Here is a 22,541-nt window from a genome sequence, read left to right as displayed (position 1 = left end):
AGAATAAATAACTAGGAGTGATTGACATGCCTTCACCGGTGGAAAGCTTTGAATTGGATCATTGCGCGGTCAAAGCGCCGTACGTTCGGCATTGCGGCGTTCACAAAGTCGGCAGCGACGGCGTCGTCAATAAGTTTGACATCCGTTTTTGCCAACCGAACAAAGAGGCGATGGATCCGGCCGCGATTCATACGCTCGAGCACCTGCTTGCGTATACGCTGCGCCGACATGCGGCCAAATATGATCATTTCGATATTATCGACATCTCGCCGATGGGCTGCCAAACCGGGTTTTATCTTGTCGTGAGCGGCTCGCCAACCGTGGACGAGATCATTGATTTGTTGGAAGAAGCCATGAAGGACGCGCTCGCCGCGACGGAAGTGCCAGCCGCGACCGAGCGGCAATGCGGCCAAGCGAAGCTGCATGATCTAGAGGCGGCCAAACAGCTGATGCGCTTTTGGCTTTCGCAAGAGAAAGAAGAGTTGAAAAAGGTGTTTGGTTGATGAACAAGCCAGCCCCGCGCCGCTACTGCGGCTGCTTCGGGCCGGCTTGTTGTTCGCCGCCGTGTTCATTCGGGTGCGGATCGACCGTATGCTTGTAGGCATACGCTTTGGACGTCGTGACGACCGCCAGCACGAGAACGACAGCGGCGATGATGAGGCAAACGATCAAGGTCCAGTACATCATGACGCCCGCCTTTTTTCTTTTTATCTTAATTAGGCGAGAAGACTCCCACTTCAACGAAGCGAAGCGGAGTAAGTGGGAGATGAATCGCCTTAACTATATTTTGCTGAAAATAGGATAGATTCAGTAAAATATAGTATAATATAGTTAGATGGGAGGTGAAAAAATGTATTTTTGTATCAAACAACAGCTAAATGGTTTGACCAAAGAAGAATACTTGACTCTTCGAGAACTGTGCCATATTGCCAAGAACATGTACAACGTCGGATTGTACAATGTCAGACAATACTATTTTGAACACAAGGAATTTTGACGGCGATGAGATTCCTGAATATAATGCCGACAATCCAAAAGAATATAAGTTCAGCGGCAAACGTATTAAGCGCGGCTTGTATCGAACAAAGTCTGGCAAACTAATTAATGCTGATGTCAATGGCGCATTAAACATCTTAAAGAAAAGTAAAGCTGTAGACCTGAGTGTCTTATGCTCTAGCGGCGAAGTGGACACGCCTCAAAGAATAAGGATTGCTTGAAGCAGTCAAACTTCTTTGGAAGCCCCCACTTCAAATTTTCGCTAGAAAATTAAGTGGGGGTAGTTCACTATACCATATCTGGCAGAGCTGGCGTTCATATTTCCGGTGAAATCGGGCAAGCTATCCATCGACACATTTTCCATGTTTCATCAACAAGCCAGCTGGGTACAAGAACCATAAGGAGGAGTGAGAGGATGACAACTCGACTGATCGATCTTGTCAACAAGCAAATCGCCAACTGGACTGTGTTGTACGTGAAATTGCACAACTATCATTGGTATGTCACCGGGCCGCAGTTTTTCACGCTGCATGAAAAATTCGAAGAGCTGTACAACGAAGCCGCGATCCACATTGACGCACTGGCCGAGCGGCTGTTGGCCTTGGGTGGCAAACCTGTGGCGACGATGAAAGACTGCCTCAAGCAGGCGTCCGTCAAAGAAGCAGCCGGGACGGAAACGGCGGAGCAAATGGTCGCTTCGATTGTCGGCGACTTTGAAACGATGATCGGCGAATTGAAGGAAGGCATGCAGCTGGCGGATGAAGTGAACGATGAAACGACGGGGGATATGCTGCTTGGCATTCATCGCAGCTTGGAAAAACACGTCTGGATGTTGAAATCGTTCTTAGGACGATAAGAATGAGGAGGCTGTCCTCAGGCCGGGGGACGGCCTTTTGCTTCGTGCAAGGCGATCGAGCTGTTGAAAGATGAAATAAAATGAGCATAGTTTTCCCCGATTGCCCCACACTAAGCAAAAAGAGCAGAAGGAGTGAACGAAGGTGGCAGACGAACGGAAAAAGACGTATTACGTGTCGATGGCAACCGGGGAAATTTCCCAATTGAAAACCGCGTCGCCGTGGGACTTTCAAATCGAGGCGACTGATGAGGAAATCGCCCGCCTGCGCGAGTATTTCGACCAGAACTACTCGACCGACTGGCAGGCGTTTTGGCGTGCCCACGTGCCGTATATTCAATACCATTACGACCGGGAAAACGATGCGTACGACCGGACGATGGTCGACATTTACAAAATGATTTATGAGCTCGGCAACGACGAAGCGAAAGCACACATCCGCTCGATAGGCATTCTTCCGGACGAAAAAGAAGAGTAAACGCCGCGAGTCGAGCGGCGTTTTTCTGTATAATGGGGAGAGGAAAGGGGAGAGTCCGATGCATGAATTTCGCGATTATTACGGACATCGCGTTCGGCTGGCCTTTGCGGATCATCCGTTTTCCCCCTCCCCCGGGCATGTATGGGTCATTTGCCGCTATGGCGGGCGATGGCTGTTGACGGATCATCCGCGCCGCGGCCTTGAGTTTCCCGGCGGCAAGGTGGAAGAAGGGGAAACAGCGGCGGAAGCCGCGGCCCGCGAAGTGATGGAAGAAACGGGGGGAATTGTCGGCCGGCTCGAATACATCGGCCAATATAAAGTGGAGCCGGATATCGTGAAAAACATTTATTTTGCCGACATCGCTGCGCTCGTCGAGCGGGGGTCGTATTTGGAAACGAACGGTCCGGTGCTGCTTGAGGCGCTGCCGGATGACATCCGCGCCGATCAGCGTTTCAGCTATTTCATGAAAGATGACGTGCTTTCACTGGCGCTTGCCAAGTTGAAACAGCGCGGGCTGATCGATTGAAAAGGGGCGCCGATCGGCGGCTCCCGAAGATGGGCTTCCCAAAAGCGGCGGATGCCGGCTCATTGGGACGACAGGAATGAAACGAGACGCCCGTCAACATTCGGCGAGCGTCCCGCTAGCGGCGGTTTCCCCATTTTTTTTCGATCAAGGCGACAAGCTGATACATAATGGTCGACAGCAAGGCGACGATGAGCAGGCTCATCAACACAAGCGTGAAGTTGAACACTTGGAAGCCGTAAATGATTAAATACCCAAGCCCTTGCTTGGAGATGAGAAACTCGCCGGTGATGACGCCGACCCAAGCGAGGCCGACGTTCACTTTCAACGTCGAAATGATCGCCGGGAACGACGCCGGCAGCACCGCCTCTTGAAAGCATTGGTAGCGGGTGGCGCCGAACGTCCGCAGCACTTTCAAATAGTTCGGATTAACTTCTTGGAACGCCGAATAGACGACAATCGTTGTGATGATGACCGAAATGACGACGCCCATGGCGATAATCGACGTAAATCCCGGCCCAAGTGCGACGATCAAAATCGGCCCGAGGGCGACTTTCGGCATGGCGTTGAAGACGACCAAATATGGATCGAGCGTTTTCGCCAGGCGCGGAAACCACCAGAGGACCGCGCCGATGAGCGCCCCGCCGGCGGTGCCGATCAGAAAGCCGAGCAACGTTTCAAACAATGTCGCCCACGTGTGGACAAACAGTGAATGATCGCCGAGTTTTTCGCCAAACAGCTTGGCGATGGCGGAGGGCGAACTGAATAGGAGCGGATCGACCCAATGAAAGCGGCTCGCCGCTTCCCAGACGGCGAAAAAGGCGACAAGTAGCGCCGTCTGCCAAAGGCGGATCACTCGCCGCTCTTTGCGCAATGCGGCGAGGTATTCACGGTGCAGCGACTGGATGCGGTCAGGAGCTTGATTCAAGAGCCTCCATCTCCTTCCAAATGGATTGGAACAATGGCGAAAACGCCGGATGCTGGCGGGCGGCAAGCGGCGGGCGGCCGCGCAGTTCATCCGGGATGACAAACGTCCGCACAAGGCGCCCAGGGCGCGGCGAAAACAAGAAAATGCGATCGCTCATGGCGATGGCTTCTTCGATGTCATGGGTGACGAGCACCGCTGTTTTTTCGTATTGTTTTAACGTCTTCCAAACGAGTTCTTCCAGTTTCAGCTTTGTTTGTTGATCGAGGGCGGAAAACGGTTCATCAAGCAAAAGCAGCTTCGGGTCGGTCGCCAACGTGCGCACGAGCGCCGCACGCTGGCGCATGCCGCCGGACAGCTGGCTCGGGTAATACGACTCGACGCCGCCAAGGCCGATCTCCGCCAGCAGAGCGAGCGCCCGTTCTTTGGTTTGAGCAGTTAGCGTTCTAGTCATTTTTAAGCCGAGAAGGATGTTTTCTTCGATTGTTTTCCATGGGAATAGGTAGTCTTGCTGAAGCATGTAGCCGACCGCGCGCCGCGCCGTCGGCGCGGCCATTCCGCTCGGCCAAATCGGTTGGCCTTCGATGTGGACCGCCCCTTCCGTCGGTTCAATCAGCCCAGCGATGATGGACAAAAGCGTCGTTTTGCCGCAGCCACTTGGGCCGAGAAAGGAGACAAATTCTCCTTTCTCGACGGACAGCGACACATCATCGAGTGCAGTGACGGCGTTCGTTTTCGTCAAATACGTGTGCGAAAGGCGGTCGATGGCAAGAAACATTTCGTTCACCTGCTTTCGTCACTTGTTCATCGCGTTTTTGGCAAACGACGAATCAACAAGCGTGTTCAGGTCGATGCGCTTCGGCAGCTCGCCGGCTTCGGCCATAATGGTTTGCAAGTTGTTCCATTCTTCTTCATCCAAAATCGGATCGGTCGCATAGGTCCCTTGGCTTTTGTAGCGCTCAACCACTTTTTCGATGATGGCCGAGTCCGTGTCCTTAAAGTACGGTTGAATGGCTTTGGCAATTTCAGCTGCGCTGTGCGATTCGACCCATTGCTGCGCTTTGTAGATCGCGCGCGTAAATTTTTCAATCACGTCTTTGTTTTCGTTCATGTAGCTTCGTTTTGCCATATACGACGTGTACGGCACGCGCCCGGATTCGGTGCCGAATGAAGCGACGATATAGCCTTTCCCTTCTTGTTCAAAAATGCTCGCTGTTGGCTCAAACAGCTGGACGAAATCGCCGGTGCCGCTCGCAAAGGCGTTGGCGATATTGGCGAAATCGACGTTTTGAATGAGATGCAAATCGTTGTGCGGGTCAATGCCGTGTTTTTTCAGCACAAACTCGCCGACCATCTGCGGCATGCCGCCTTTCCGTTGGCCGAGGAACGTGCTTCCTTTCAACATCTCCCATGTAAAGTGGCCGATTTTTTTGCGCGAGACGAGAAACGTTCCGTCCGTCTGGGTCAGTTGGGCAAAGTTGATGACCGGGTCGTCCGTTCCTTGGCTGTAGACGTAAATCGACGTTTCCGAGCCGACAAGGGCGATGTCCGCGCCGCCGGAAAGCAGCGTCGTCATCGTTTTGTCGCCGCCCCATGTCGTCGTCAGTTCGACATCCAGCCCCTCTTCTTTAAAGAAGCCTTTTGCCAGGGCGACGTACTGTGGTGCGTAAAAAATCGAGTGCGTCACTTCGGCGAGCCGCACTTTTTGGAGCGGCTTTTCGCTTTGGCCCCCGTCATTCGTGCAGGCGGAAAGCGGCAAAAGCAGCAGAAGCGAGCATAACCATACGGCCCATTTTTTCATGTTCGTTAACCCCCCTTGGTTCGCATGCGGTAAACCGTGGTTTCACCTTATCGTATGCACGCAGCCAAAATGTGTGAATGTCTAGAAAAAATGGGCGGTCGAACGAGAACGGGCGGCGGTCGGGACGCTCCTCGCGCTCGAGGGCTTTTTCAAGCTGACGCTCGGCCAAGGGACGGCATGCAAGAGCGGCGAGGCAGTTGGACAGCCCCACTTGCCCTAATGAAAGAAGGCGTTGGGGGATGATGACGGGTGGTTCGCATCATCTGTTTTCGCGTAGGAAGGAGGCAGGCGTATGGACGGGGACATCATCGACCAATACCGGTTTCCGTCGCCGCATCCGGGAATCGATGTGTTCTTTGTCACCTATATGTCCCAAGGGCTGAAGGTGAAAGGATTTTTAGCGGCGCCGAAGCGAAAAGGCGTTTATGACGGGTTTTTGTATTTGCGCGGCGGCATCAAAAACGTCGGGCAAGTGCGGGTGCCGCGCCTTGTCCAATTCGCTTCGCACGGGTTTGTCGTCTTCGCTCCGCTCTATCGCGGCAATGGGGGCGGAGAAGGAAACGAAGATTTTGCCGGTGAAGACCGTTATGACGCGCTCGCTGGGTTTCATCTCCTTCGCCGCCATCCGCTCGTCCATCCCGGGCGCGTGCACGTGTTTGGCTTCTCGCGCGGCGGGGCGATGGCGCTCCATGCCTCCCTAATGGCCGAGGGGGTCTGTTCGGTGGCGGTCTGGGTAGCGTCAAAAGTTCTATGAAAACTCCACACAGATCATCCCATTGAGCATCGTGGGGCATGCGGAGGGCCGGATTCGCCCTTGACCAACACCCGCCAAAGGTGCGGAAGAGTCGTCAAGGGCGACGGGGACAAAAAAGAAGGCAATAAGAAAGCCGCCCTTGCCATGACCGAATTTTACCTTTGGCGGTGTTCGGTTGGTCAAGGGTTCGCTTCGCCGAATCCGGCAGGAGTTCTGTTCAACGGGCTCCAGAGGACAAAAAAGTCAGGCCGCCTCTTGTTGGAGAAACGCTTGTGCCATGGCGATCAGCTTCGTCCACCGGGCCGGCATATGCGGAAGATCCGCCAGTTCCGGGATGACGACCGGCACCCGGCCTTCGAGCGCGCTGTGTGGGCGCAGAAAGTTGAAATACGCCACAAACAGCGTCACAAAGGACACCGAGCCTTCTTCCGCACCAAACCCATGGGTCGGGCGGTAGTTGCCTTTAAAGGTCCGGTTGAATCGCTCGATGATCTGCTTGAGAGGGCGAAACTCTTCCGAGACCGGATCCTCATTGGTCAGCCCGATCACTTGGCGGACGTCAAATGAAATCCCGTGTTGGGCGAAGAAGTGTTGCGCCAGCAGATAAATCGGGTTGCCATCCACGACGAACGACAAGTCGTCTGGGAGGGACGCTAGCTTCCTGAGGACATCATCGATGGCCTTGATGGCCGAGAGCGTGTCCCGGTTGGGCGAGACGCGATACGACAGCACGATCTTTTTGACGGCGTCAAACATAAAGAACAGGTAATGCCAGCGCCCTTTGACGCGAATATACGTCTCGTCCCCGCAAAACGAACCGGACAGCTCATACGGGAACCGGTCGACAAAGGGCTTGATCCAAAGCGCGACGCTGTTGGCGTAGTTGAGCACCGTCTGATGGGAGATCGAGACGCCATGGATGTCCTTCATGGCGGCGGCGGTCTCCCTCGAGGACATCCCAAAGTTGACGTAGTACGTCAACACGAGCCCCAACACGTGCGGCGACGCAGCCAGCCGGGACAAATCGACCTTCGGCTTGATGAGCGACGAGGAAGCCAACGGGAGAAAGTCAAACAAGAACTCTCGAAACAAATACCGCACCTTGAAGGCTTGAGGATCCTGTTGAAACTGTTGGCGCTCCTTCTTCGTCATCCGGCGAAGGTTGGCCTGGTAAAACGGGCAAGCGTTGTTCTTGCACTTATAGATGTTGTATTCTTTGCGTTCCTTGATTTTTTCCAGCGTCTTTTTGCAGTGCGGGCAGCGAAAGACCGCTTGCTTGGTGAACCGATTTCGGTGGTTGAACCGGCACTGGCACACTTTGCATTGGTATTGCCCTTTTCCGCCGTTATTGGCGTACAGGTAAGAAGAGGGAGCCTGGCAGCGAGGGCAGGTCAACGAATCCGGAACACGGTGTTTCGCATTCGCGCGGCGCTGGATGGGCCGTAAAGGACGTCCGTGCTGGGCTTCATAGTCTGCCAACAGCTTTCGGTAATCAAGGGTTTCCGGCACATCGATGATCGGAAGGTCATCGACCTGAAGTTTCCGGTACGGCTTTTGGATGGGTTCGTCCAAGTCCTCGAGATTCAAGGATTTTCCCACGATCACACCCATCAAATACACAATGATTTGATATTGGGTCTTGATTATTTCGAGCAAATAGGCTAATAATTGAGGTAACAAAGCTTGTCACTCCTTTGTTTTGGCTGTTGGGTGTCGTTACCTCAATGATGGCCGAAAACAACGGGGGTGGCAAGCTTTTTTTCTTCCAACCGTTGAAACTCAAGGGAAAACCGTGAGTGTGGAGGATAAACTTTTGACAATACCGCGGTCTGGGGAGGGGTGGCGGATATGGAGCTTACGTATTGGGAGCGGCCTGACTTGCGGCGGATGATGAAGCGCGTCATCGGCGGGACGCCGAACAAATGCCCGGAGCGCTACCGGCACCGCACGCCGCTCTATCATCTGGAACGGCTCAAGGCCCCGGTGCTCATCATCCACGGCGAGCGCGATGAGAACGTCTCGATTGAGCACGCCTGGCGGCTGGAACGGCGGCTGAAGCAGCTCGGCAAACCGGTCACGGCTTGGTACTTCCCTGAGTTCACCCACTATTTTCCGCCGCAAGCCAATCGCGAGACGGTGCAAAGGCTCACGGAATGGATGAAACAACAGCCGACGATGTGATACGATACAACTAGAGGGGCGGCTGCGTGCGCCGCTCGGGTGGCGGCGCGGCCGCCAACGAATCGATGGGGTGCCAAGGAGGTTGGAATCATATGGGCATGCCGATGGAGCTGCAGACGGTCATTGTGACAAAAGGAAAGGAACAGCGCGTTCAAGGAAATGTGTTTGTGTTGAAAAAAGAAGGCTACCGCTTGTATCCGCTTGACGTGCCGCTTGAAGTGCGCCGGACGGTGCAAAGCGAAGCGAGCGGCGTCGCGGTCGTGAGAAAGCTCGAATGGGAAGACAGTCGGACGACGGTGACGTATGAGCTCGTCAGCCTGTATTCGACGAATTGAACGAGGCTGCACACCATGAAGCGGCTGAATGAGAGCTGAACGGGTTCATCGGACAGGAGCGCAAACGGAAGAACGGTTTGCGCTCTTGGCTCAAGTTTTTTCCGTCTATAGTTAACTTGTGGCGTCAGGCCGGTTCAGACAAGCATAAAAATAGCCTTTGCTTGAGGATTTCCTGTGCGACGTTTGATCATACCATAAAAAAAGTAGGGGGGAGGAGAAGGAGTTTGGCCGCGGAGAGCGAATATCATACGATGAATTCGATGCCGCAAGGAGGGGAAACGTGGCCAAACCGCGAATCGATCACGACCGGTTGTTCAAAGAGCTGCTGTCGACGTTTTTCGAAGAGTTTTTGCTTCTTTTCTTTCCCAACGTGTACGAGCACATCGACGTTCGCCACCTTTCTTTCCTCACAGAAGAACTGTTTACCGACGTGACGGCCGGAGAGAAGCATCGCGTCGACTTGTTGGTCGAAACGAAGATGAAGGGGGAGGAAGGGCTCATCATCGTCCATGTCGAACACCAAAGCTACGCACAGCGGACCTTCCCCGAGCGAATGTTCCTCTACTTCAGCCGCTTGTTTCAAAAATACCGCCGCCGCATTCTTCCGATCGCCATCTTCAGCTATGATGAACACCACGATGAACCTTCCTCATTGGTCGTCCAGTTTCCGTTTTTGACCGTTCTCGACTTCCGCTTTCTGACGGTGGAACTGCGCAAACTGCCGTGGCGCGAGTACATCCGCCGTGACAATCCGGTTGCCGCCGCCTTGTTAAGCAAAATGGGGTATAATGAAAGCGAGAAGGTGGAAGTGAAAAAGGAGTTTTTGCGCATGCTAGTCCGCCTTGAGCTCGATGAGGCGAAGCAGCGGCTGTTGTTTGGGTTTTTTGAAACGTATTTGCGGTTGTCCGAAGCGGAGGAAATCCAACTGCGAAACGAGGTGAGCCAAATGGAGACGAAGGAAGCGAAGCAAGTGATGGAGCTCATCGTCTCGTACGAACAGCGGGGAATGGAAAAGGGAATTCAACAAGGAGTCAAACAAGGGATGAAGCAAGGGCGCCAAAAAGGGATTGAGGAAGGGAAAATCGACATCGCGAAGAAAATGTTGGCGAAAGGGTACGATGTCGACACGATCCACGAGCTGACCGGGCTGCCGGCGGAAAAGATTGAACAGCTGAAGAAGTAAACCCGCCTTCGCATTGTCGTCGACCTCCAATCGTACAAAAATCCCGGGGGATCGACGACAATCATTTTATGCGTTCGAAAAAACAGCCGGACAGGGAACGGCTCCCTGTCCGGCTGGGTTCTTGTTACACGAGCGGTCCGCCGAGTTTTTCGATGGACGGATCGATGTGGGCGAATTTTTGGAAGTTGGCGCGGAATTTTTGCGCTAGCTCTTTTGCTTTTTGTTCGTATGCTTGTTTGTCGGCCCATGTGTTTTGCGGCTGCAGGACGTCATCCGGCACGCCCGGGACGCGGGTCGGGATGGCGAGGCCGAAAATCGGGTCTTGCACCGTTTCGACGTTGTCGAGCTCCCCTTCGACGGCGGCTTGCACCATCGCCCGGGTGTAGGCGAGCTTCATGCGGCTTCCGACGCCGTACGGCCCCCCTGTCCAGCCGGTGTTGACCAAAAAGACGCGGACGTTGTGTTCGGCGATTTTTTGCCCGAGCATTTCCGCGTACTCAACGGCCGGGCGCGGCAAAAACGGTGCGCCGAAGCACGTTGAGAACGTTGCTTCCGGTTCGGTGACGCCGCGTTCGGTGCCGGCGAGCTTGCTTGTGTAGCCGCTTAAGAAATGGTACATCGCCTGTTCGCGCGTCAGCTTGCTGATCGGCGGCAGGACGCCGAACGCATCGGCTGTCAAAAACACGATCGTGGACGGATGGCCGGCGACGCTCGGGTCGATGATGTTTTGGATCGCCTGAAGCGGGTAGGCGGCGCGTGTGTTTTCCGTCAGCGTGCCGTCGTCGTAATTCGGCACCCGCGTCGCGTCATCGAGAACGACGTTTTCGAGCACCGCGCCGAAGCCGATGGCGTCAAAAATTTGCGGCTCTTTCTCGCGCGATAGGTTGATGCATTTCGCATAGCAGCCGCCTTCGATGTTGAAAATGCCGCGGCTTGACCAACCGTGTTCGTCATCGCCGATCAAGCGGCGGTTCGGGTCGGTCGAGAGCGTCGTTTTTCCCGTTCCCGACAAGCCGAAAAAGAGGGCGACATCGCCTTCCTGCCCGACGTTGGCCGAGCAGTGCATCGGCAGGATGCCTTGTTCCGGCAGCACATAGTTCATGACCGAGAAAATCGATTTTTTCATTTCGCCGGCATACTCGGTGCCGCCGATCAACACGGTGCGCCGTTCAAACGAGATGATGATGAACGCTTCCGAGCGCGTCCCGTCCACCTTCGGGTCGGCTTTAAAGTTCGGCGCGCAAATGACGGTGAATTGCGGCTCGTGCGCGGCGAGCTCCTCGGCGCTCGGGCGGACGAACAGCTGATGGACGAACAAGTTGTGCCAGGCGAATTCGTTGACGACTTGAATCGGCAGCCGGTATTTCGGATCGGCGCCGGCAAAGCCTTTAAAGACGAACAGTTCATCTTGTTTCATTAAATAATCGAGCACTTTGTCGTACAGTTTCTCAAACGTTTCCGGAGACATCGGCTGGTTGACCGTTCCCCAGTCGATCGTTTGCTTCGTGGACGGTTCTTCGACGATGTATTTGTCTTTCGGCGACCGCCCCGTGTACTTGCCGGTTGTCACCGCGACGGCTCCGGTGTGGGTCAGCCGTCCTTCGTTCCGTTGCAGGACTTTCTCGACGAGCTCGGCGACGGACAATTGGTGATGTACGTACGGTTTTTGTAGCAATAAATCAAGCTTATTCGTCATGTTTGCGATCCCCATATTCAAAACCCGCCTTCTTTTTGTAATCACTCTTGAAAATAGTATAACACATTTTTATTAATAGTCCATACTAATTGTGTGGGTTTTTCAAACTTTATTTTGCCCAATGTGTCGATTTCCTTGAGGAAAGAATTTTCGCGGCTGGAAATGATAAAAAATGAATTTTGATAGTTGACTTTGCCGATTCCGTTGCGATAAGATAAGTCATTGAACGGATACTCTTATCCCGAGCCGGTGGAGGGACAGGCCCGATGAAGCCCAGCAACCGTCACAACTGGACATGTGTGAAATGGTGCTAACCTGTGGCAAGGCGCAGTCCTTGAACGATAAGAGTGAAAGGAAGCAATACGATTGCCATGACCTTTCCTCAGCCGTTACAGGAAAGGTTTTTTATATTGCGAAGGGAAAAAGGGAAATGAGTTCCGTGTCGCCACATTATGCCAAGAGGAGGAAACAAACCGAATGTCAGCCAAACGCCGCTTGTTTACTTCAGAGTCTGTGACGGAAGGACATCCGGATAAAATTTGCGACCAAATTTCTGACGCCATTTTGGATGCGATTTTGGAAAAAGATCCAAACGCCCGCGTCGCCTGCGAAACGAGCGTCACGACCGGGCTGGTGCTCGTGAGCGGGGAAATCACGACATCAACATACGTGGACATTCCGCGCATCGTCCGCGATACGATCCGGGAGATCGGCTACACGCGCGCCAAATACGGATTTGACGCTGATACGTGCGCGGTGCTGACGTCGATTGACGAACAATCGCCGGACATTGCGATGGGGGTGGATCGGGCGCTCGAGGCGCGCGAAGGTCAGATGACTGATGAGGAAATTGAAGCGATCGGCGCCGGCGACCAAGGATTGATGTTTGGGTTCGCCTGCAATGAGACGGAAGAATTGATGCCGCTGCCGATTTCGCTTGCGCACCGCTTGGCGCGCCGATTGGCGGAAGTGCGTAAAACGGACGTCTTGCCGTACTTGCGGCCGGACGGGAAAACGCAAGTGACGATCGAATACGATGAAAACGGCAAACCGGTGCGCGTCGATACGATCGTCGTTTCCGCGCAGCACCATCCGGAAATTACGCAAGAGCAAATCGAGCGCGACATTAAAGAGCAGGTCATCAAGCCGGTCGTGCCCGCGGAGCTGCTTGATGAGAACACGAACTATTTCATCAACCCGACAGGACGGTTTGTCATCGGCGGTCCGCAAGGGGATGCTGGGTTGACGGGGCGCAAAATCATCGTCGATACGTACGGCGGCTACGCCCGCCACGGCGGTGGCGCGTTCTCGGGCAAAGATCCGACGAAAGTCGACCGCTCGGCAGCGTATGCGGCCCGCTATGTCGCGAAAAACATCGTCGCGGCAGGACTGGCCGACAAATGCGAAGTGCAGCTCGCCTACGCGATCGGCGTCGCCCGTCCGGTATCGATTTCCATTGATACGTTCGGCACCGGCAAAGTGTCGGAAGACATTTTGATTGAGGTCGTGCGCAGCAACTTCGATCTCCGCCCGGCGGGCATCATCAAAATGCTTGACCTGCGCCGCCCGATTTACAAACAGACGGCTGCTTACGGCCATTTTGGGCGTACGGACATCGACTTGCCGTGGGAGCGCACTGATAAAGCGACGACGCTGAGAGAACAAGCGCTGGCGCTGGCGGACAAGTGATGAAAGAAAAAGAGCTGCCTGATCACGGTAGCTCTTTTTTGTCGGCGCACGATGTCCGCTGTTGCTGCAGCGCTTTGTAATACTGCCCTTTCTCGACATATTCGCGGCGGATGCGCTCCATTTCGCGGATATCGTCTTCCGTCAGTTCGCGGACGACTTTCGCCGGTCGGCCGAGGGCGAGCGTGTTGGGTGGAATTTTTTTGCCCGGCGGCACTAAACTGCCGGCGCCGATAAACGCGCCTTCCCCGATTTCCGCGCGGTCCAAAATGATTGAGCCCATGCCGATGAGCGCGTTTTTGCGAACGATGGCGCTGTGCAAAATGACTTGATGGCCGACCGTCACCCCGTCCTCAATGATAAGCGGATTGTTTGGACTTTGATGCAAAATTGAGTTATCTTGAATATTGACCCGGTTGCCAATCACCGTTGGTGCCACATCGCCGCGAATGACGGTATTGAACCAAATGCTTGTCTCTTCGCCGATCACGACATCGCCGGTGATCGTCACATAGTCGGCGATAAAGGCGGAGGCGGCAATTTGCGGCGTTTTGCCTTTGTATGGGTAAATCATGGGCGTTCGTTCCTTTCTGTTGCAAAATCGATCGTTCACCATGTATTGTACAACGCTGCGTCCAAATCGCCAACGAAAGCGAGCGCGCCTAATCGGGATTGGTGAAAAACGTTTCGTTTCGCCCGATGAGTGGTTGGGATCGGGGAAGAAGATCCGATTTCACAAAGCTTCTCAACGTGAGAAGAACCGTTGTTGAGCGGCTTTTTCATTCCGTCGCCAACCCTTTTATGATTTGCCCCGGCCGCATTGATGGCAATACTGGAAGACGAGATCGCAAGCTGTTCAGACGCGAAACAATTTTGGTTGCCGATAAGATGGAAATGCTAGGAGACGAGACCATGGTGTTTGCACCTGAGGTGAACCGATTGAACATTCCGAAAAACCCCATCGCCTTGATGAAAATGGTGTATCGTGACGTGCTTCCGCTTGTCCACCGCGAGCTTGCCTATTGGCGGCGCCAGGCCGAGCGCATTCCCGACCCGGAGCTTCGGCGCCAGGCCTTGGCGAGCATCGCGTCGAAAACGTTCCATTGCGAAGGCGGCTCCATTTTGGCGCTTTTGGCCGGAGAAAACATGGAGGATTGCATCCGCTTTATCGTGGCTTACCAGACGATCAGCGATTATTTGGATAATTTGTGCGACCGCAGCACCTCGCTCGATCCGCTCGACTTTCGCGCCTTGCACGATTCGATGCCGGACGCGTTGACAATCGGCGCCGAGCCGTCGAACTATTACCGACATCGCCGCGAACAGGAAGACGGCGGCTATTTGCCGGCGCTTGTCCGCACGTGCCAAGAGGTGCTCGAGACGGTGCGCCATTATGAGACGATCGCCCCATTTTTGCATGAATTGGCCGGATATTATTGCGACTTGCAAGTGCATAAACATGTCGAAGCGAGCGAGCGGGTGCCGCGGCTGGAGAAATGGTTCGCGCAATACAAAGACGCCTTGCCGCCGATGGAGTGGTATGAGTTTTCCGCCTGCTCCGGTTCGACGCTCGGTATTTTCTGCCTCGTCGCCTATGCGTTTGGCGAATCGCTGCCGCCGGAGATGGCGAGACAAGTGCGCGACGGTTATTTTCCATACATTCAAGGGCTGCACATTTTGCTCGACTATTTGATCGATCAAGAGGAAGATCGAGCCGGCGGCGATTTGAATTTTTGCTTTTACTATCCGAATGAAACGGTGATGCTTGAGCGGCTTTGCCATTTCATCGAAGAGGCCGACCGCCATGTCGGCGCCCTTCCGCACAGCCAGTTTCACCGCCTTATTCACCGAGGGCTTCTTGGGTTGTATTTGTCGGATGCCAAGGTGAAAAAGCAACGCGGTCTGCACCGGCTGGCGCGCCGGCTCGTCCGCGCCGGCGGGGCGGCGTCGATGTTTTTTTATTGGAACGGAAAAGCGTACCGCTTTTGGCAGGAGCAACAAAAACGGCTGTCCTTTTCGTAAGGGCAGCCGTTTGCTTGTACTGGCGAGAGCAGTGGTTCGTCGGCGGATCGGACGGAATCAGGCGCTCCCATCCGCCCGATTCTCGAGTGCGATCAAAAACGGCGGGTTGTTTTGCCGATTGATGAATTCGTATTTCAAGGCATGGACGCGCCGTTGATCAAGAAAGCGGACGTAATCAAGGAGCGCGTCGCGTTCGCGCTTTCCCTCCGGATGGCCGTGGTAGACGACAAGAACGATGATGCCGCCCGGCTTTAGGATGGAAAGAAGCTGCTCGACCGCTTGAATCGTCGATTCCGGCTGGGTGGCGATTTGCTTATTGCCGCCCGGCAAATAGCCGAGGTTGAACACGGCGCCGGCGATGCGTCCGTGAACGGAGTCGGGGAGCGTTTCGAGCAGCAGGCTATGGCTTGTCTGAAACAGCGTCACCCGCCCGTCCAGCCCGTGTTCGGCGAGGCGGGCTCTGGCCGCCGCGATCGCTTCGGCTTGAATATCAAAACCAAACACATGCCCGCGCTCCCCGACGAGCTCGGCTAAAAAGACGGTGTCATGGCCGTTGCCAACTGTCGCATCGACGGCGATGTCGCCTTCGTTGACTGCTTGATCAAGCAAAAAGCGGGCAAACGGCAAAATATTCATGATGGCCATGCGTTTGCCACCCCCTGTTCGCGCCGCTTTCCTTGAAAGCTGTCCCGCCGCTTGAGTTCAGCGTCAATGGCGTTTAGCCCTTCCCATTTGTTGACGCTCCACATCGGGCCAAAATCGCCCGATCTGGCGGCGCTGCAAAACGTGCAGTCGCCATACGTCACCGTTCCGTCGCGGTTCGGGCAGTCAAACCTGCCGTCAAGGGCGACTTTGAACACGTTTTGGCCGAACGTTTGCCGCAAATGGCAGTTCCATGTGTGATACCGTTTTCCGTCGGCGGCATATGGAAATGGGATTGCGTTTGTCACGGCCGTTCTCTCCTTGTGCTGAAATGGCATCATCCTTGCATTGTACCACGGATGGCGGCAAAAAGCGACTGTTGCCAATCATTGACGTGATACAGATGAAAGCGTCGGCGCATAGTAAAGATGAGGGAACATCATGAAAAGAGGTGAGCGCATGGCGACAAGACAATCGGTGGAAGAATTTTTGCAGCGGTGCGAAGACGTCATCCGCTTTGCGAAAGAACAATATACGGAAGCGCAAAAGCAAGAGCACTACAACATCACGGAATACACAAACGCCCAGCAAATGCTTGAGCAGACAGTCAACGATTTGGCTCACTTGGCGCGAAGTTGCAACGCCCAGCAGCGGGAACAGCTGCATCGGATGCGGCTTCAGCTTGAGCAGCTGCAAAACGAGATGATTTTGCTTGACCGATGAAACAAGAGCTTTGCACGATGGCCGCTATCGAAGGTCCTGGTGCATAACAAGCGGATGTTGCCTGACCGGTGAAACGGAAAGCAACCGCAGGGCGGCTGTCTGCTTGATGGCGAACACAAGGAGGAACAAGGAATGAAGCGACGTCTGAAACAAACGAACCCGGAGCAAAAAACGCGCAACGGTCACAACAATAACGATTTGGAACTCGGCCAAGACTTTGATCCGGTGAAACTGGCGAAAAAACAGTATGAACAAACAGGTGGCCAGCCGGCCCGCTCCAAGCAGCGGAACGGGTGACGCGCCGCTGTCTGTGAGGGCGCCATGCCGCCCTCTTTTTTTGATTGCTTTTTTTCGCTTTCCCACATACAATTAGTTTGGGAGTCGAAATAGCAGACGAAAAGGATGATGACCGATGCCCCGTGCTCTTTGGTGGCTGCTTGTCGGCATGGCGCTCAATGTCACAGGAGCGTCGTTTTTATGGCCGCTAAATACCATTTATTTGCATGAACAGCTCGGCCAGCCGCTCGTCGTAGCGGGAGCGGTGCTGATGCTCAACTCCGGCGGCAGCGTCATTGGCAGCTTGCTCGGCGGCATGTTGTTTGACCGGATCGGCGGGTTTCGCACGCTCGTGTCCGGAGCGTGCCTGACGATGGCGGCGCTTGTCGGTTTGGGCGTCTGGCATGGTTGGCCGCATTATGCCGTCTGGCTGGCGCTTGTCGGCATCGGCAACGGCGTCGTCTTTCCGGCGGCGTCGGCGTATGTCGGGGCGGTTTGGCCGGAAGGGGGACGGCGGGCATTCAACGCCTTGTATGTGGCGCAAAACATCGGCGTCGCCGCCGGCTCGGCGCTTGGCGGCGTTGTCGCCTCGCATTCGTTTGCGCTCGTGTTTTGGGCGAACGTTTGGCTGTATGCCGCTTTTTTGGCGACGGTCGTCATTGGGCTGCGGCGCATGCCGCTTCCGCCGCTGCGGAGAAAAGAGCGGAAGCGCCGAACGGGGGACGGGGCGCCCCGGGCGCACATCCGCGCCCTTGTCCTTCTTTGCGCCGGCTATGGATTATGCTGGATGAGTTACGTCCAATGGTCGACGACGATCGCCGCCTATACGCGCGAGCTTTCCATTCCGGTTCATCACTACAGCTTGCTTTGGACGATCAACGGCGCCTTGATCGTGCTCGGCCAGCCGCTGTTGGCGCCGTTGGTCCGCCGCTTTATGCCGGGGATGAAGCGGCAGATCGCCATCGGGTTCGCCGTTTTCACCGTCTCGTTTGCGATATTGTTTGGCGCGGATTCACTTTTGCAATTTGCGACGTCGATGGTTGTGCTCACGATCGCCGAAATGATCGTCTGGCCGGCGATTCCGGCGGTGGTGAACGAGCTGGCGCCGCTGGGGAGAGCCGGGTTTTACCAAGGGATCGTCAACGGCACGGCCACGGCTGGACGGATGATCGGGCCGGTCCTCGGCGGGTGGGTCGCCGATGCGTTCGGAATGAAACCGCTCATCGGATTGCTTGTCGCCTTCGCTCTGCTGGCCGTCGGCGCGGCGCTCGTGTATGACCGGGGGCTGCCGAAGCGGGCGGAAGAGGCGGGGGAAAAAACGGCTGTGACCGTCTAGTTTTTCGCTTGCAATCGATCGACAAATTTTTTACAATAATAATAAATTTGTCATCATAAAGCGAACAACGGTGAAGAGGAATAGTAGCGGGCTTGATGGACGGCAGAGAGTTGACGGTCGGTGCGAGTCAACCGAAGTCAATCCGCGAACTCGCCTCGGAGTTGCCGGCGTGAACGGCTGCGGCCGATAACGCCGGCCGTGAATCTGCGTTAAGGAACAAAGCGGGTGCGCCATAGGCGCGCCAAAAAAGGGTGGTACCGCGGGAAGTGTTCCTCTCGTCCCTTTTGTTCGGGATGAGGGGTTTTTTTGTACATATTTTCGTCTATGATGCAAGTAAAACTGGATAGGAGGAGTGCTGCGATGAGCTTCAACCACCGCGAAATTGAACAAAAATGGCAGGACTATTGGGAGAAAAACAAAACGTTCCGCACGCCCGATGATGACGACAAGCCGAAGTTTTATGTGCTTGACATGTTCCCGTATCCGTCCGGCGCCGGCTTGCACGTCGGCCATCCGGAAGGGTATACGGCAACCGACATTTTGGCGCGCATGAAGCGGATGCAAGGGTACAACGTCCTTCACCCGATGGGCTGGGACGCATTTGGGCTGCCGGCCGAGCAATATGCGCTTGACACCGGCAACGACCCGGCGGAGTTTACGCAAAAAAACATCGACAACTTCCGCCGGCAGATCAAATCGCTCGGGTTCTCATACGACTGGGACCGTGAAATCAACACGACCGACCCGAATTATTACAAATGGACGCAATGGATTTTCTTGAAGCTGTATGAAAAAGGGCTCGCCTACATGGATGAAATGCCGGTCAACTGGTGCCCGGCGCTCGGCACCGTGCTGGCGAACGAAGAGGTGATCAACGGCCGGAGCGAGCGCGGCGGACATCCGGTCATTCGCAAGCCGATGCGGCAATGGGTGTTGAAAATCACCGCCTACGCCGACCGGCTGCTCGAAGACTTAGAAGAGCTCGACTGGCCGGAAAGCATTAAGGAAATGCAGCGCAACTGGATTGGCCGTTCGGAGGGAGCGGAAATCGAGTTCGCCGTCGACGGCCATGACGAAACGTTCACCGTCTTCACGACGCGGCCCGATACGCTGTTTGGCGCGACGTACACCGTCTTGGCGCCGGAGCATCCGCTCGTGGAAAAAATCACAACGCCGGAGCAAAAGCCAGCCGTTGACGCCTACTTAAAGGAAATTCAAAGCAAAAGCGACCTTGAGCGCACCGATTTGGCGAAAGAAAAAACGGGTGTGTTCACCGGCGCGTACGCCATTCACCCGGTCACCGGCGATCGGCTTCCGATTTGGATCGCCGACTACGTCTTGATGAGCTACGGCACCGGAGCGATCATGGCCGTGCCGGCGCACGATGAGCGCGACTATGAATTCGCGAAAACATTCCACTTGCCGATCAAAGAAGTCGTTGCCGGCGGGAATATCGAAAAGGAAGCGTACACCGGAGATGGTGAGCATATCAACTCCGAGTTTTTAAACGGCTTGAACAAGCAGGAAGCGATCGACAAAATGATCGCCTGGCTTGAGGAGCATGGCAAAGGGCGGAAAAAAGTGTCGTACCGGCTGCGCGACTGGCTGTTCAGCCGCCAGCGCTACTGGGGCGAGCCGATTCCGATCATCCATTGGGAAGACGGCACGATGACGCCGGTGCCGGAAGAGGAATTGCCGCTTGTGTTGCCGAAAACGGATGAAATCCGTCCGTCGGGAACGGGCGAGTCGCCGCTGGCCAACATCGAAGAATGGGTCAATGTTGTCGACCCGAAAACCGGGAAAAAAGGGCGGCGCGAAACGAACACGATGCCGCAATGGGCGGGCAGCTGCTGGTATTACTTGCGCTACATCGACCCCCACAACGACAAGCAGCTCGCCGATCCGGAGAAATTGAAAAAATGGCTGCCGGTCGACGTCTACATCGGCGGGGCGGAGCACGCGGTCTTGCATTTGCTGTACGCCCGCTTCTGGCATAAGTTTCTCTATGACCTTGGCGTCGTGCCGACGAAAGAGCCGTTCCAAAAGCTGTTCAACCAAGGGATGATTTTGGGCGAAAACAACGAAAAAATGAGCAAATCCAAAGGTAACGTCGTCAACCCGGACGATATCGTCGAAAGCCATGGCGCCGACACGCTGCGGCTGTATGAAATGTTCATGGGGCCGCTTGAAGCGTCGATCGCCTGGTCGACGAAAGGGCTTGATGGGGCGCGGCGCTTCCTCGACCGCGTCTGGAGACTCTTTGTCACCGAGAATGGCGAACTGAACCCGAACATTGTCGACGAACCGGCGAACGATACGCTCGAGCGCGTCTATCATCAAACGGTGAAAAAAGTGACGGAAGACTATGAAGGCTTGCGCTTTAACACTGCCATTTCGCAGCTGATGGTGTTTATCAACGAAGCGTACAAAGCGGAGCAAATGAAAAAAGAATACATGGAAGGCTTCGTCAAGCTCTTGTCACCGGTTTGTCCGCACATCGGCGAAGAGTTGTGGCAAAAGCTCGGCCATACGGACACGATCGCCTACGAACCGTGGCCGGCGTATGATGAAACGAAGCTCGTCGACGACGTCGTCGAAATCGTCGTGCAAATCAACGGCAAAGTGCGGTCGCGCCTGCACGTGCCAGCCGACTTGCCAAAAGAAGCGCTCGAGGAGCGGGCGCTGGCCGACGAAAAAATTAAAGAGCAGCTCGAGGGCAAAACGGTGCGCAAAGTGATCGCCGTCCCGGGCAAGCTCGTCAATATCGTCGCCAACTGATGATGAGGGCGGGCTTCGGCCCGCTCCTGATCCACCAACGAAAGGGGTCGATCTGCCATGGAAGAGATCAAGGAAATCACGCCGGCTGAAGTGAAAGAAAAACTCGAACGCGGTGAAAAGCTGAACATTGTCGATGTGCGCGAAGACGAGGAAGTCGCCCTCGGCATGATTCCGGGCGCCAAGCATATCAAAATGGGCGACATCCCCGATCGGCTTGAGGAATTCGACCGCAATGAAGAATATATTTTCGTCTGCCGCTCCGGACGGCGGAGCGAAAACGTCTGCCGCTACTTGCAAGAGCTTGGCTATCGCGTCCGCAACATGACAGGCGGCATGCTTGAGTGGGAAGGGGAAACGGTGCCGAAACGATGATGCCTCGTCGCGCCTGCCGTTTCCGCCTGACCGCGGCCGGGCGTCCGTGCGAATGGCGATGCGGGCTTTCGTGAAGAAGGTTTCCATGTTAATGAGACATCACAGTTTCGGCCGACATGCAGCCGGCAGCCGAAGGCGGCCTGCACGTTTTGTTCGACAGGTGTCCCAATCGTTTGGGGCGCCTGTTTTGTTTTTTAGTGCCGAAGGGCGATGGAAGCAGACAAAAAACGTTATAATTTTCAGTAAAATAAACCGGCACGCAAGACAACGGCGGCGTCCATACAAACAGCGGCATCATCAATAAAGCGGCGTACTTGCTCAGCCAAGGCGGCGTCCATTACGGCGTGAGCGTCACCGGCATCGGCCGCGACAAAATGGGGAAAATTTTCTACCGGGCGCTTGTCTACTATTTGACGCCGACGTCGAACTTCAGCCAGCTGCGCGCCGCCTGCGTGCAAGCGGCCGCTGATTTGTACGGGTCGACAAGCCAAGAAGTCAACTCGGTGAAACAGGCGTTCAATGCGGTTGGAGTGTATTAAGACGAATGAAGTTTCTGACGTCACGCGTCCCGCTGTTCGGGGGCGCGTGACGCCTTTTGTGGGCAGGATTTTCCCTAAATGCGTGGAAAAGGAAAAAGAAAACGGGGGAATGGCGATGTACAAAGTGAAAGTGTTTGATAAAGAGCATGAAAAAGATTTGGAAGCGGCGGTCAATGATTTTTTAGCCCGATTGAAAGACGGACAGTTGATCGATGTCAAGTACAGCGTGGCGGCGATGGAATCGGAAGGCGAGCAAATCTACTGTTTTTCCGCCATGGTCATTTACCGGACTTGACACTTCACACGGCTCCAGACTGCGGGATTCTTTGGCCGTTTTCGTGCTGATCCCCCCCAAAGCGGGCGACGCTTTTTTCGTTTCGGCATTTCCATTTCAGGCGGCGAAATTTTGCGATCGCCCGCCTTGAAGACGGGCGTTGTCGGA

At 55.0% G+C, this 22,541-nt stretch carries 23 protein-coding genes, 5 pseudogenes, 1 riboswitch and 1 other annotated feature; of the genes and pseudogenes, 19 read left to right on the top strand and 9 right to left on the bottom strand.

What is annotated here, in order from left to right:
• Positions 1 to 26: 26 nt before the first annotated feature.
• Positions 27 to 503 carry an S-ribosylhomocysteine lyase gene (locus tag NSQ51_RS13160; RefSeq protein ID WP_011232335.1) on the top strand — a complete coding sequence of 159 codons (477 nt, stop codon included), beginning with the start codon at positions 27 to 29 and terminating at the stop codon, positions 501 to 503.
• A gap of 22 nt (positions 504 to 525) precedes the next feature.
• On the opposite strand, the gene ytzI is transcribed toward NSQ51_RS13160, so the two are convergent.
• Positions 526 to 687 (bottom strand): YtzI protein, encoded by a 162-nt coding sequence (gene ytzI / locus NSQ51_RS13155; protein ID WP_015375668.1) that lies wholly within the window; start codon positions 685 to 687, stop codon positions 526 to 528.
• 163 nt (positions 688 to 850) lie between these two features.
• On the opposite strand from ytzI, the gene NSQ51_RS13150 reads away from it, so the two are divergent.
• The 5 genes and pseudogenes from NSQ51_RS13150 to ytkD all read left to right on the top strand — a co-directional run bounded on the left by NSQ51_RS13150 (position 851) and on the right by ytkD (position 2,853).
• Positions 851 to 997, top strand: coding sequence for a hypothetical protein (locus NSQ51_RS13150; protein ID WP_161804328.1), 147 nt, complete (start codon positions 851 to 853; stop codon positions 995 to 997).
• A pseudogene (locus NSQ51_RS13145) lies at positions 993 to 1,217 on the top strand (RNA-guided endonuclease TnpB family protein); the annotation flags it as partial. The gene NSQ51_RS13150 and the pseudogene NSQ51_RS13145, both read left to right, overlap by 5 nt.
• A 194-nt stretch (positions 1,218 to 1,411) precedes the next feature.
• Positions 1,412 to 1,852, top strand: coding sequence for a Dps family protein (locus NSQ51_RS13140; protein ID WP_033014567.1), 441 nt, complete (start codon positions 1,412 to 1,414; stop codon positions 1,850 to 1,852).
• Positions 1,853 to 1,994: 142 nt separating this feature from the next.
• Positions 1,995 to 2,327, top strand: a complete 333-nt coding sequence (locus NSQ51_RS13135; protein ID WP_033014566.1) for a hypothetical protein — start codon at positions 1,995 to 1,997, stop codon at positions 2,325 to 2,327.
• 58 nt (positions 2,328 to 2,385) lie between these two features.
• Entirely contained in the window at positions 2,386 to 2,853 is a 468-nt protein-coding gene (gene ytkD, locus NSQ51_RS13130; RefSeq protein WP_047818907.1) for an RNA deprotection pyrophosphohydrolase, read from the top strand.
• Positions 2,854 to 2,968: 115 nt separating this feature from the next.
• Here the strand turns inward: ytkD and NSQ51_RS13125 are convergent, their stop codons facing one another.
• Genes NSQ51_RS13125 through NSQ51_RS13115 form a run of 3 tightly spaced genes read right to left on the bottom strand, consistent with a single transcriptional unit; the run spans position 2,969 to position 5,576 of the window.
• On the bottom strand, positions 2,969 to 3,778 hold the full coding sequence (locus NSQ51_RS13125) for an ABC transporter permease (protein WP_049625030.1): 810 nt from the start codon (positions 3,776 to 3,778) through the stop codon (positions 2,969 to 2,971).
• Positions 3,762 to 4,553: an ABC transporter ATP-binding protein gene (locus tag NSQ51_RS13120; RefSeq protein ID WP_033014562.1), complete on the bottom strand. Its 792-nt coding sequence runs from the start codon at positions 4,551 to 4,553 to the stop codon at positions 3,762 to 3,764. The genes NSQ51_RS13125 and NSQ51_RS13120 overlap by 17 nt, the downstream gene beginning before the upstream one ends.
• Before the next feature lie 18 nt (positions 4,554 to 4,571).
• Positions 4,572 to 5,576: an ABC transporter substrate-binding protein gene (locus NSQ51_RS13115; RefSeq protein ID WP_049625029.1), complete on the bottom strand. Its 1,005-nt coding sequence runs from the start codon at positions 5,574 to 5,576 to the stop codon at positions 4,572 to 4,574.
• A 292-nt stretch (positions 5,577 to 5,868) separates the two neighbouring features.
• Here NSQ51_RS13115 and NSQ51_RS13110 point away from each other — a divergent pair.
• Positions 5,869 to 6,309: pseudogene (locus tag NSQ51_RS13110) on the top strand (S9 family peptidase); the annotation flags it as partial.
• 264 nt (positions 6,310 to 6,573) lie between these two features.
• Here the strand turns inward: NSQ51_RS13110 and NSQ51_RS13105 are convergent.
• The gene (locus tag NSQ51_RS13105) at positions 6,574 to 8,010 is read right to left on the bottom strand and encodes a DDE-type integrase/transposase/recombinase (protein ID WP_047817981.1); all 1,437 of its coding nucleotides are present in this window, start codon (positions 8,008 to 8,010) and stop codon (positions 6,574 to 6,576) included.
• Between the two features lie 144 nt (positions 8,011 to 8,154).
• On the opposite strand from NSQ51_RS13105, the pseudogene NSQ51_RS13100 reads away from it, so the two are divergent.
• From NSQ51_RS13100 to NSQ51_RS13090, 3 genes and pseudogenes are all read left to right on the top strand, one after another.
• Positions 8,155 to 8,511, top strand: a pseudogene (locus tag NSQ51_RS13100) (prolyl oligopeptidase family serine peptidase); the annotation flags it as partial.
• Positions 8,512 to 8,603: 92 nt separating this feature from the next.
• Entirely contained in the window at positions 8,604 to 8,846 is a 243-nt protein-coding gene (locus tag NSQ51_RS13095) for a DUF2584 domain-containing protein (protein ID WP_011232325.1), read from the top strand.
• Positions 8,847 to 9,126: 280 nt separating this feature from the next.
• Positions 9,127 to 10,029, top strand: a complete 903-nt coding sequence (locus NSQ51_RS13090; protein WP_049625027.1) for an Rpn family recombination-promoting nuclease/putative transposase — start codon at positions 9,127 to 9,129, stop codon at positions 10,027 to 10,029.
• Positions 10,030 to 10,153: 124 nt separating this feature from the next.
• On the opposite strand, the gene pckA is transcribed toward NSQ51_RS13090, so the two are convergent.
• Positions 10,154 to 11,740 carry a phosphoenolpyruvate carboxykinase (ATP) gene (gene pckA, locus NSQ51_RS13085; RefSeq protein ID WP_049625026.1) on the bottom strand — a complete coding sequence of 529 codons (1,587 nt, stop codon included), beginning with the start codon at positions 11,738 to 11,740 and terminating at the stop codon, positions 10,154 to 10,156.
• 218 nt (positions 11,741 to 11,958) lie between these two features.
• Positions 11,959 to 12,073: riboswitch (SAM riboswitch) on the top strand.
• Positions 12,074 to 12,202: 129 nt separating this feature from the next.
• Between pckA and metK the strand changes: the two genes are divergently transcribed.
• The gene (metK, locus tag NSQ51_RS13080; RefSeq protein ID WP_033014553.1) at positions 12,203 to 13,414 is read left to right on the top strand and encodes a methionine adenosyltransferase; all 1,212 of its coding nucleotides are present in this window, start codon (positions 12,203 to 12,205) and stop codon (positions 13,412 to 13,414) included.
• 22 nt (positions 13,415 to 13,436) lie between these two features.
• Here metK and NSQ51_RS13075 read toward each other — a convergent pair whose 3' ends face one another.
• On the bottom strand, positions 13,437 to 13,985 hold the full coding sequence (locus tag NSQ51_RS13075) for a gamma carbonic anhydrase family protein (RefSeq protein ID WP_011232320.1): 549 nt from the start codon (positions 13,983 to 13,985) through the stop codon (positions 13,437 to 13,439).
• A gap of 338 nt (positions 13,986 to 14,323) precedes the next feature.
• Between NSQ51_RS13075 and NSQ51_RS13070 the strand changes: the two genes are divergently transcribed.
• Positions 14,324 to 15,433 carry a tetraprenyl-beta-curcumene synthase family protein gene (locus NSQ51_RS13070; RefSeq protein ID WP_080706504.1) on the top strand — a complete coding sequence of 370 codons (1,110 nt, stop codon included), beginning with the start codon at positions 14,324 to 14,326 and terminating at the stop codon, positions 15,431 to 15,433.
• A 57-nt stretch (positions 15,434 to 15,490) separates the two neighbouring features.
• On the opposite strand, the gene NSQ51_RS13065 is transcribed toward NSQ51_RS13070, so the two are convergent.
• Positions 15,491 to 16,078, bottom strand: a complete 588-nt coding sequence (locus NSQ51_RS13065) for a class I SAM-dependent methyltransferase (protein ID WP_049625025.1) — start codon at positions 16,076 to 16,078, stop codon at positions 15,491 to 15,493.
• 110 nt (positions 16,079 to 16,188) lie between these two features.
• A pseudogene (locus NSQ51_RS13060) lies at positions 16,189 to 16,413 on the bottom strand (hypothetical protein); the annotation flags it as partial.
• A 121-nt stretch (positions 16,414 to 16,534) separates the two neighbouring features.
• On the opposite strand from NSQ51_RS13060, the gene NSQ51_RS13055 reads away from it, so the two are divergent.
• From NSQ51_RS13055 to NSQ51_RS13025, 7 genes and pseudogenes are all read left to right on the top strand, one after another.
• Positions 16,535 to 16,798, top strand: a complete 264-nt coding sequence (locus tag NSQ51_RS13055) for a YtzC family protein (protein WP_033009819.1) — start codon at positions 16,535 to 16,537, stop codon at positions 16,796 to 16,798.
• Positions 16,799 to 16,930: 132 nt separating this feature from the next.
• Positions 16,931 to 17,095 (top strand): hypothetical protein, encoded by a 165-nt coding sequence (locus NSQ51_RS13050; RefSeq protein ID WP_033009817.1) that lies wholly within the window; start codon positions 16,931 to 16,933, stop codon positions 17,093 to 17,095.
• Positions 17,096 to 17,210: 115 nt separating this feature from the next.
• Entirely contained in the window at positions 17,211 to 18,410 is a 1,200-nt protein-coding gene (locus NSQ51_RS13045) for an MFS transporter (protein ID WP_033014548.1), read from the top strand.
• 61 nt (positions 18,411 to 18,471) lie between these two features.
• Positions 18,472 to 18,696 (top strand) — a binding site (T-box leader).
• Positions 18,697 to 18,770: 74 nt separating this feature from the next.
• Positions 18,771 to 21,188: a leucine--tRNA ligase gene (gene leuS / locus NSQ51_RS13040; protein WP_049625024.1), complete on the top strand. Its 2,418-nt coding sequence runs from the start codon at positions 18,771 to 18,773 to the stop codon at positions 21,186 to 21,188.
• 57 nt (positions 21,189 to 21,245) lie between these two features.
• Positions 21,246 to 21,560 carry a rhodanese-like domain-containing protein gene (locus NSQ51_RS13035; protein ID WP_013144427.1) on the top strand — a complete coding sequence of 105 codons (315 nt, stop codon included), beginning with the start codon at positions 21,246 to 21,248 and terminating at the stop codon, positions 21,558 to 21,560.
• Between the two features lie 251 nt (positions 21,561 to 21,811).
• Positions 21,812 to 22,099 (top strand): annotated as a pseudogene (locus tag NSQ51_RS13030) (peptidase M4 family protein); the annotation flags it as partial.
• 115 nt (positions 22,100 to 22,214) lie between these two features.
• On the top strand, positions 22,215 to 22,394 hold the full coding sequence (locus NSQ51_RS13025; protein ID WP_008880941.1) for a sporulation protein Cse60: 180 nt from the start codon (positions 22,215 to 22,217) through the stop codon (positions 22,392 to 22,394).
• The last annotated feature ends 147 nt before the right edge of the window (positions 22,395 to 22,541 follow it).

Source organism: Geobacillus sp. FSL K6-0789, assembly GCF_038593135.1.
GTDB classification, from domain to species: domain Bacteria; phylum Bacillota; class Bacilli; order Bacillales; family Anoxybacillaceae; genus Geobacillus; species Geobacillus stearothermophilus.
The sequence above is the reverse complement of the archived record's forward strand: the minus strand, read 5'-3'. Positions and strand labels throughout refer to the sequence as shown.

What these genes read in the sequence shown, in the direction of transcription:
- NSQ51_RS13050 (WP_033009817.1), top strand. Translation starts at nt 16,931, where the DNA reads ATGAAGCGACGTCTGAAACAAACGAACCCGGAGCAAAAAACGCGCAAC.
- NSQ51_RS13160 (WP_011232335.1), top strand. Translation starts at nt 27, where the DNA reads ATGCCTTCACCGGTGGAAAGCTTTGAATTGGATCATTGCGCGGTCAAA.
- ytkD (WP_047818907.1), top strand. Translation starts at nt 2,386, where the DNA reads ATGCATGAATTTCGCGATTATTACGGACATCGCGTTCGGCTGGCCTTT.
- pckA (WP_049625026.1), bottom strand. Translation starts at nt 11,740, where the DNA reads ATGGGGATCGCAAACATGACGAATAAGCTTGATTTATTGCTACAAAAA.
- NSQ51_RS13095 (WP_011232325.1), top strand. Translation starts at nt 8,604, where the DNA reads ATGGGCATGCCGATGGAGCTGCAGACGGTCATTGTGACAAAAGGAAAG.
- NSQ51_RS13070 (WP_080706504.1), top strand. Translation starts at nt 14,324, where the DNA reads ATGGTGTTTGCACCTGAGGTGAACCGATTGAACATTCCGAAAAACCCC.
- NSQ51_RS13055 (WP_033009819.1), top strand. Translation starts at nt 16,535, where the DNA reads ATGGCGACAAGACAATCGGTGGAAGAATTTTTGCAGCGGTGCGAAGAC.
- NSQ51_RS13150 (WP_161804328.1), top strand. Translation starts at nt 851, where the DNA reads ATGTATTTTTGTATCAAACAACAGCTAAATGGTTTGACCAAAGAAGAA.
- NSQ51_RS13045 (WP_033014548.1), top strand. Translation starts at nt 17,211, where the DNA reads ATGCCCCGTGCTCTTTGGTGGCTGCTTGTCGGCATGGCGCTCAATGTC.
- NSQ51_RS13025 (WP_008880941.1), top strand. Translation starts at nt 22,215, where the DNA reads ATGTACAAAGTGAAAGTGTTTGATAAAGAGCATGAAAAAGATTTGGAA.
- NSQ51_RS13075 (WP_011232320.1), bottom strand. Translation starts at nt 13,985, where the DNA reads ATGATTTACCCATACAAAGGCAAAACGCCGCAAATTGCCGCCTCCGCC.
- ytzI (WP_015375668.1), bottom strand. Translation starts at nt 687, where the DNA reads ATGATGTACTGGACCTTGATCGTTTGCCTCATCATCGCCGCTGTCGTT.
- NSQ51_RS13140 (WP_033014567.1), top strand. Translation starts at nt 1,412, where the DNA reads ATGACAACTCGACTGATCGATCTTGTCAACAAGCAAATCGCCAACTGG.
- NSQ51_RS13035 (WP_013144427.1), top strand. Translation starts at nt 21,246, where the DNA reads ATGGAAGAGATCAAGGAAATCACGCCGGCTGAAGTGAAAGAAAAACTC.
- NSQ51_RS13065 (WP_049625025.1), bottom strand. Translation starts at nt 16,078, where the DNA reads ATGGCCATCATGAATATTTTGCCGTTTGCCCGCTTTTTGCTTGATCAA.
- metK (WP_033014553.1), top strand. Translation starts at nt 12,203, where the DNA reads ATGTCAGCCAAACGCCGCTTGTTTACTTCAGAGTCTGTGACGGAAGGA.
- NSQ51_RS13120 (WP_033014562.1), bottom strand. Translation starts at nt 4,553, where the DNA reads ATGTTTCTTGCCATCGACCGCCTTTCGCACACGTATTTGACGAAAACG.
- leuS (WP_049625024.1), top strand. Translation starts at nt 18,771, where the DNA reads ATGAGCTTCAACCACCGCGAAATTGAACAAAAATGGCAGGACTATTGG.
- NSQ51_RS13115 (WP_049625029.1), bottom strand. Translation starts at nt 5,576, where the DNA reads ATGAAAAAATGGGCCGTATGGTTATGCTCGCTTCTGCTGCTTTTGCCG.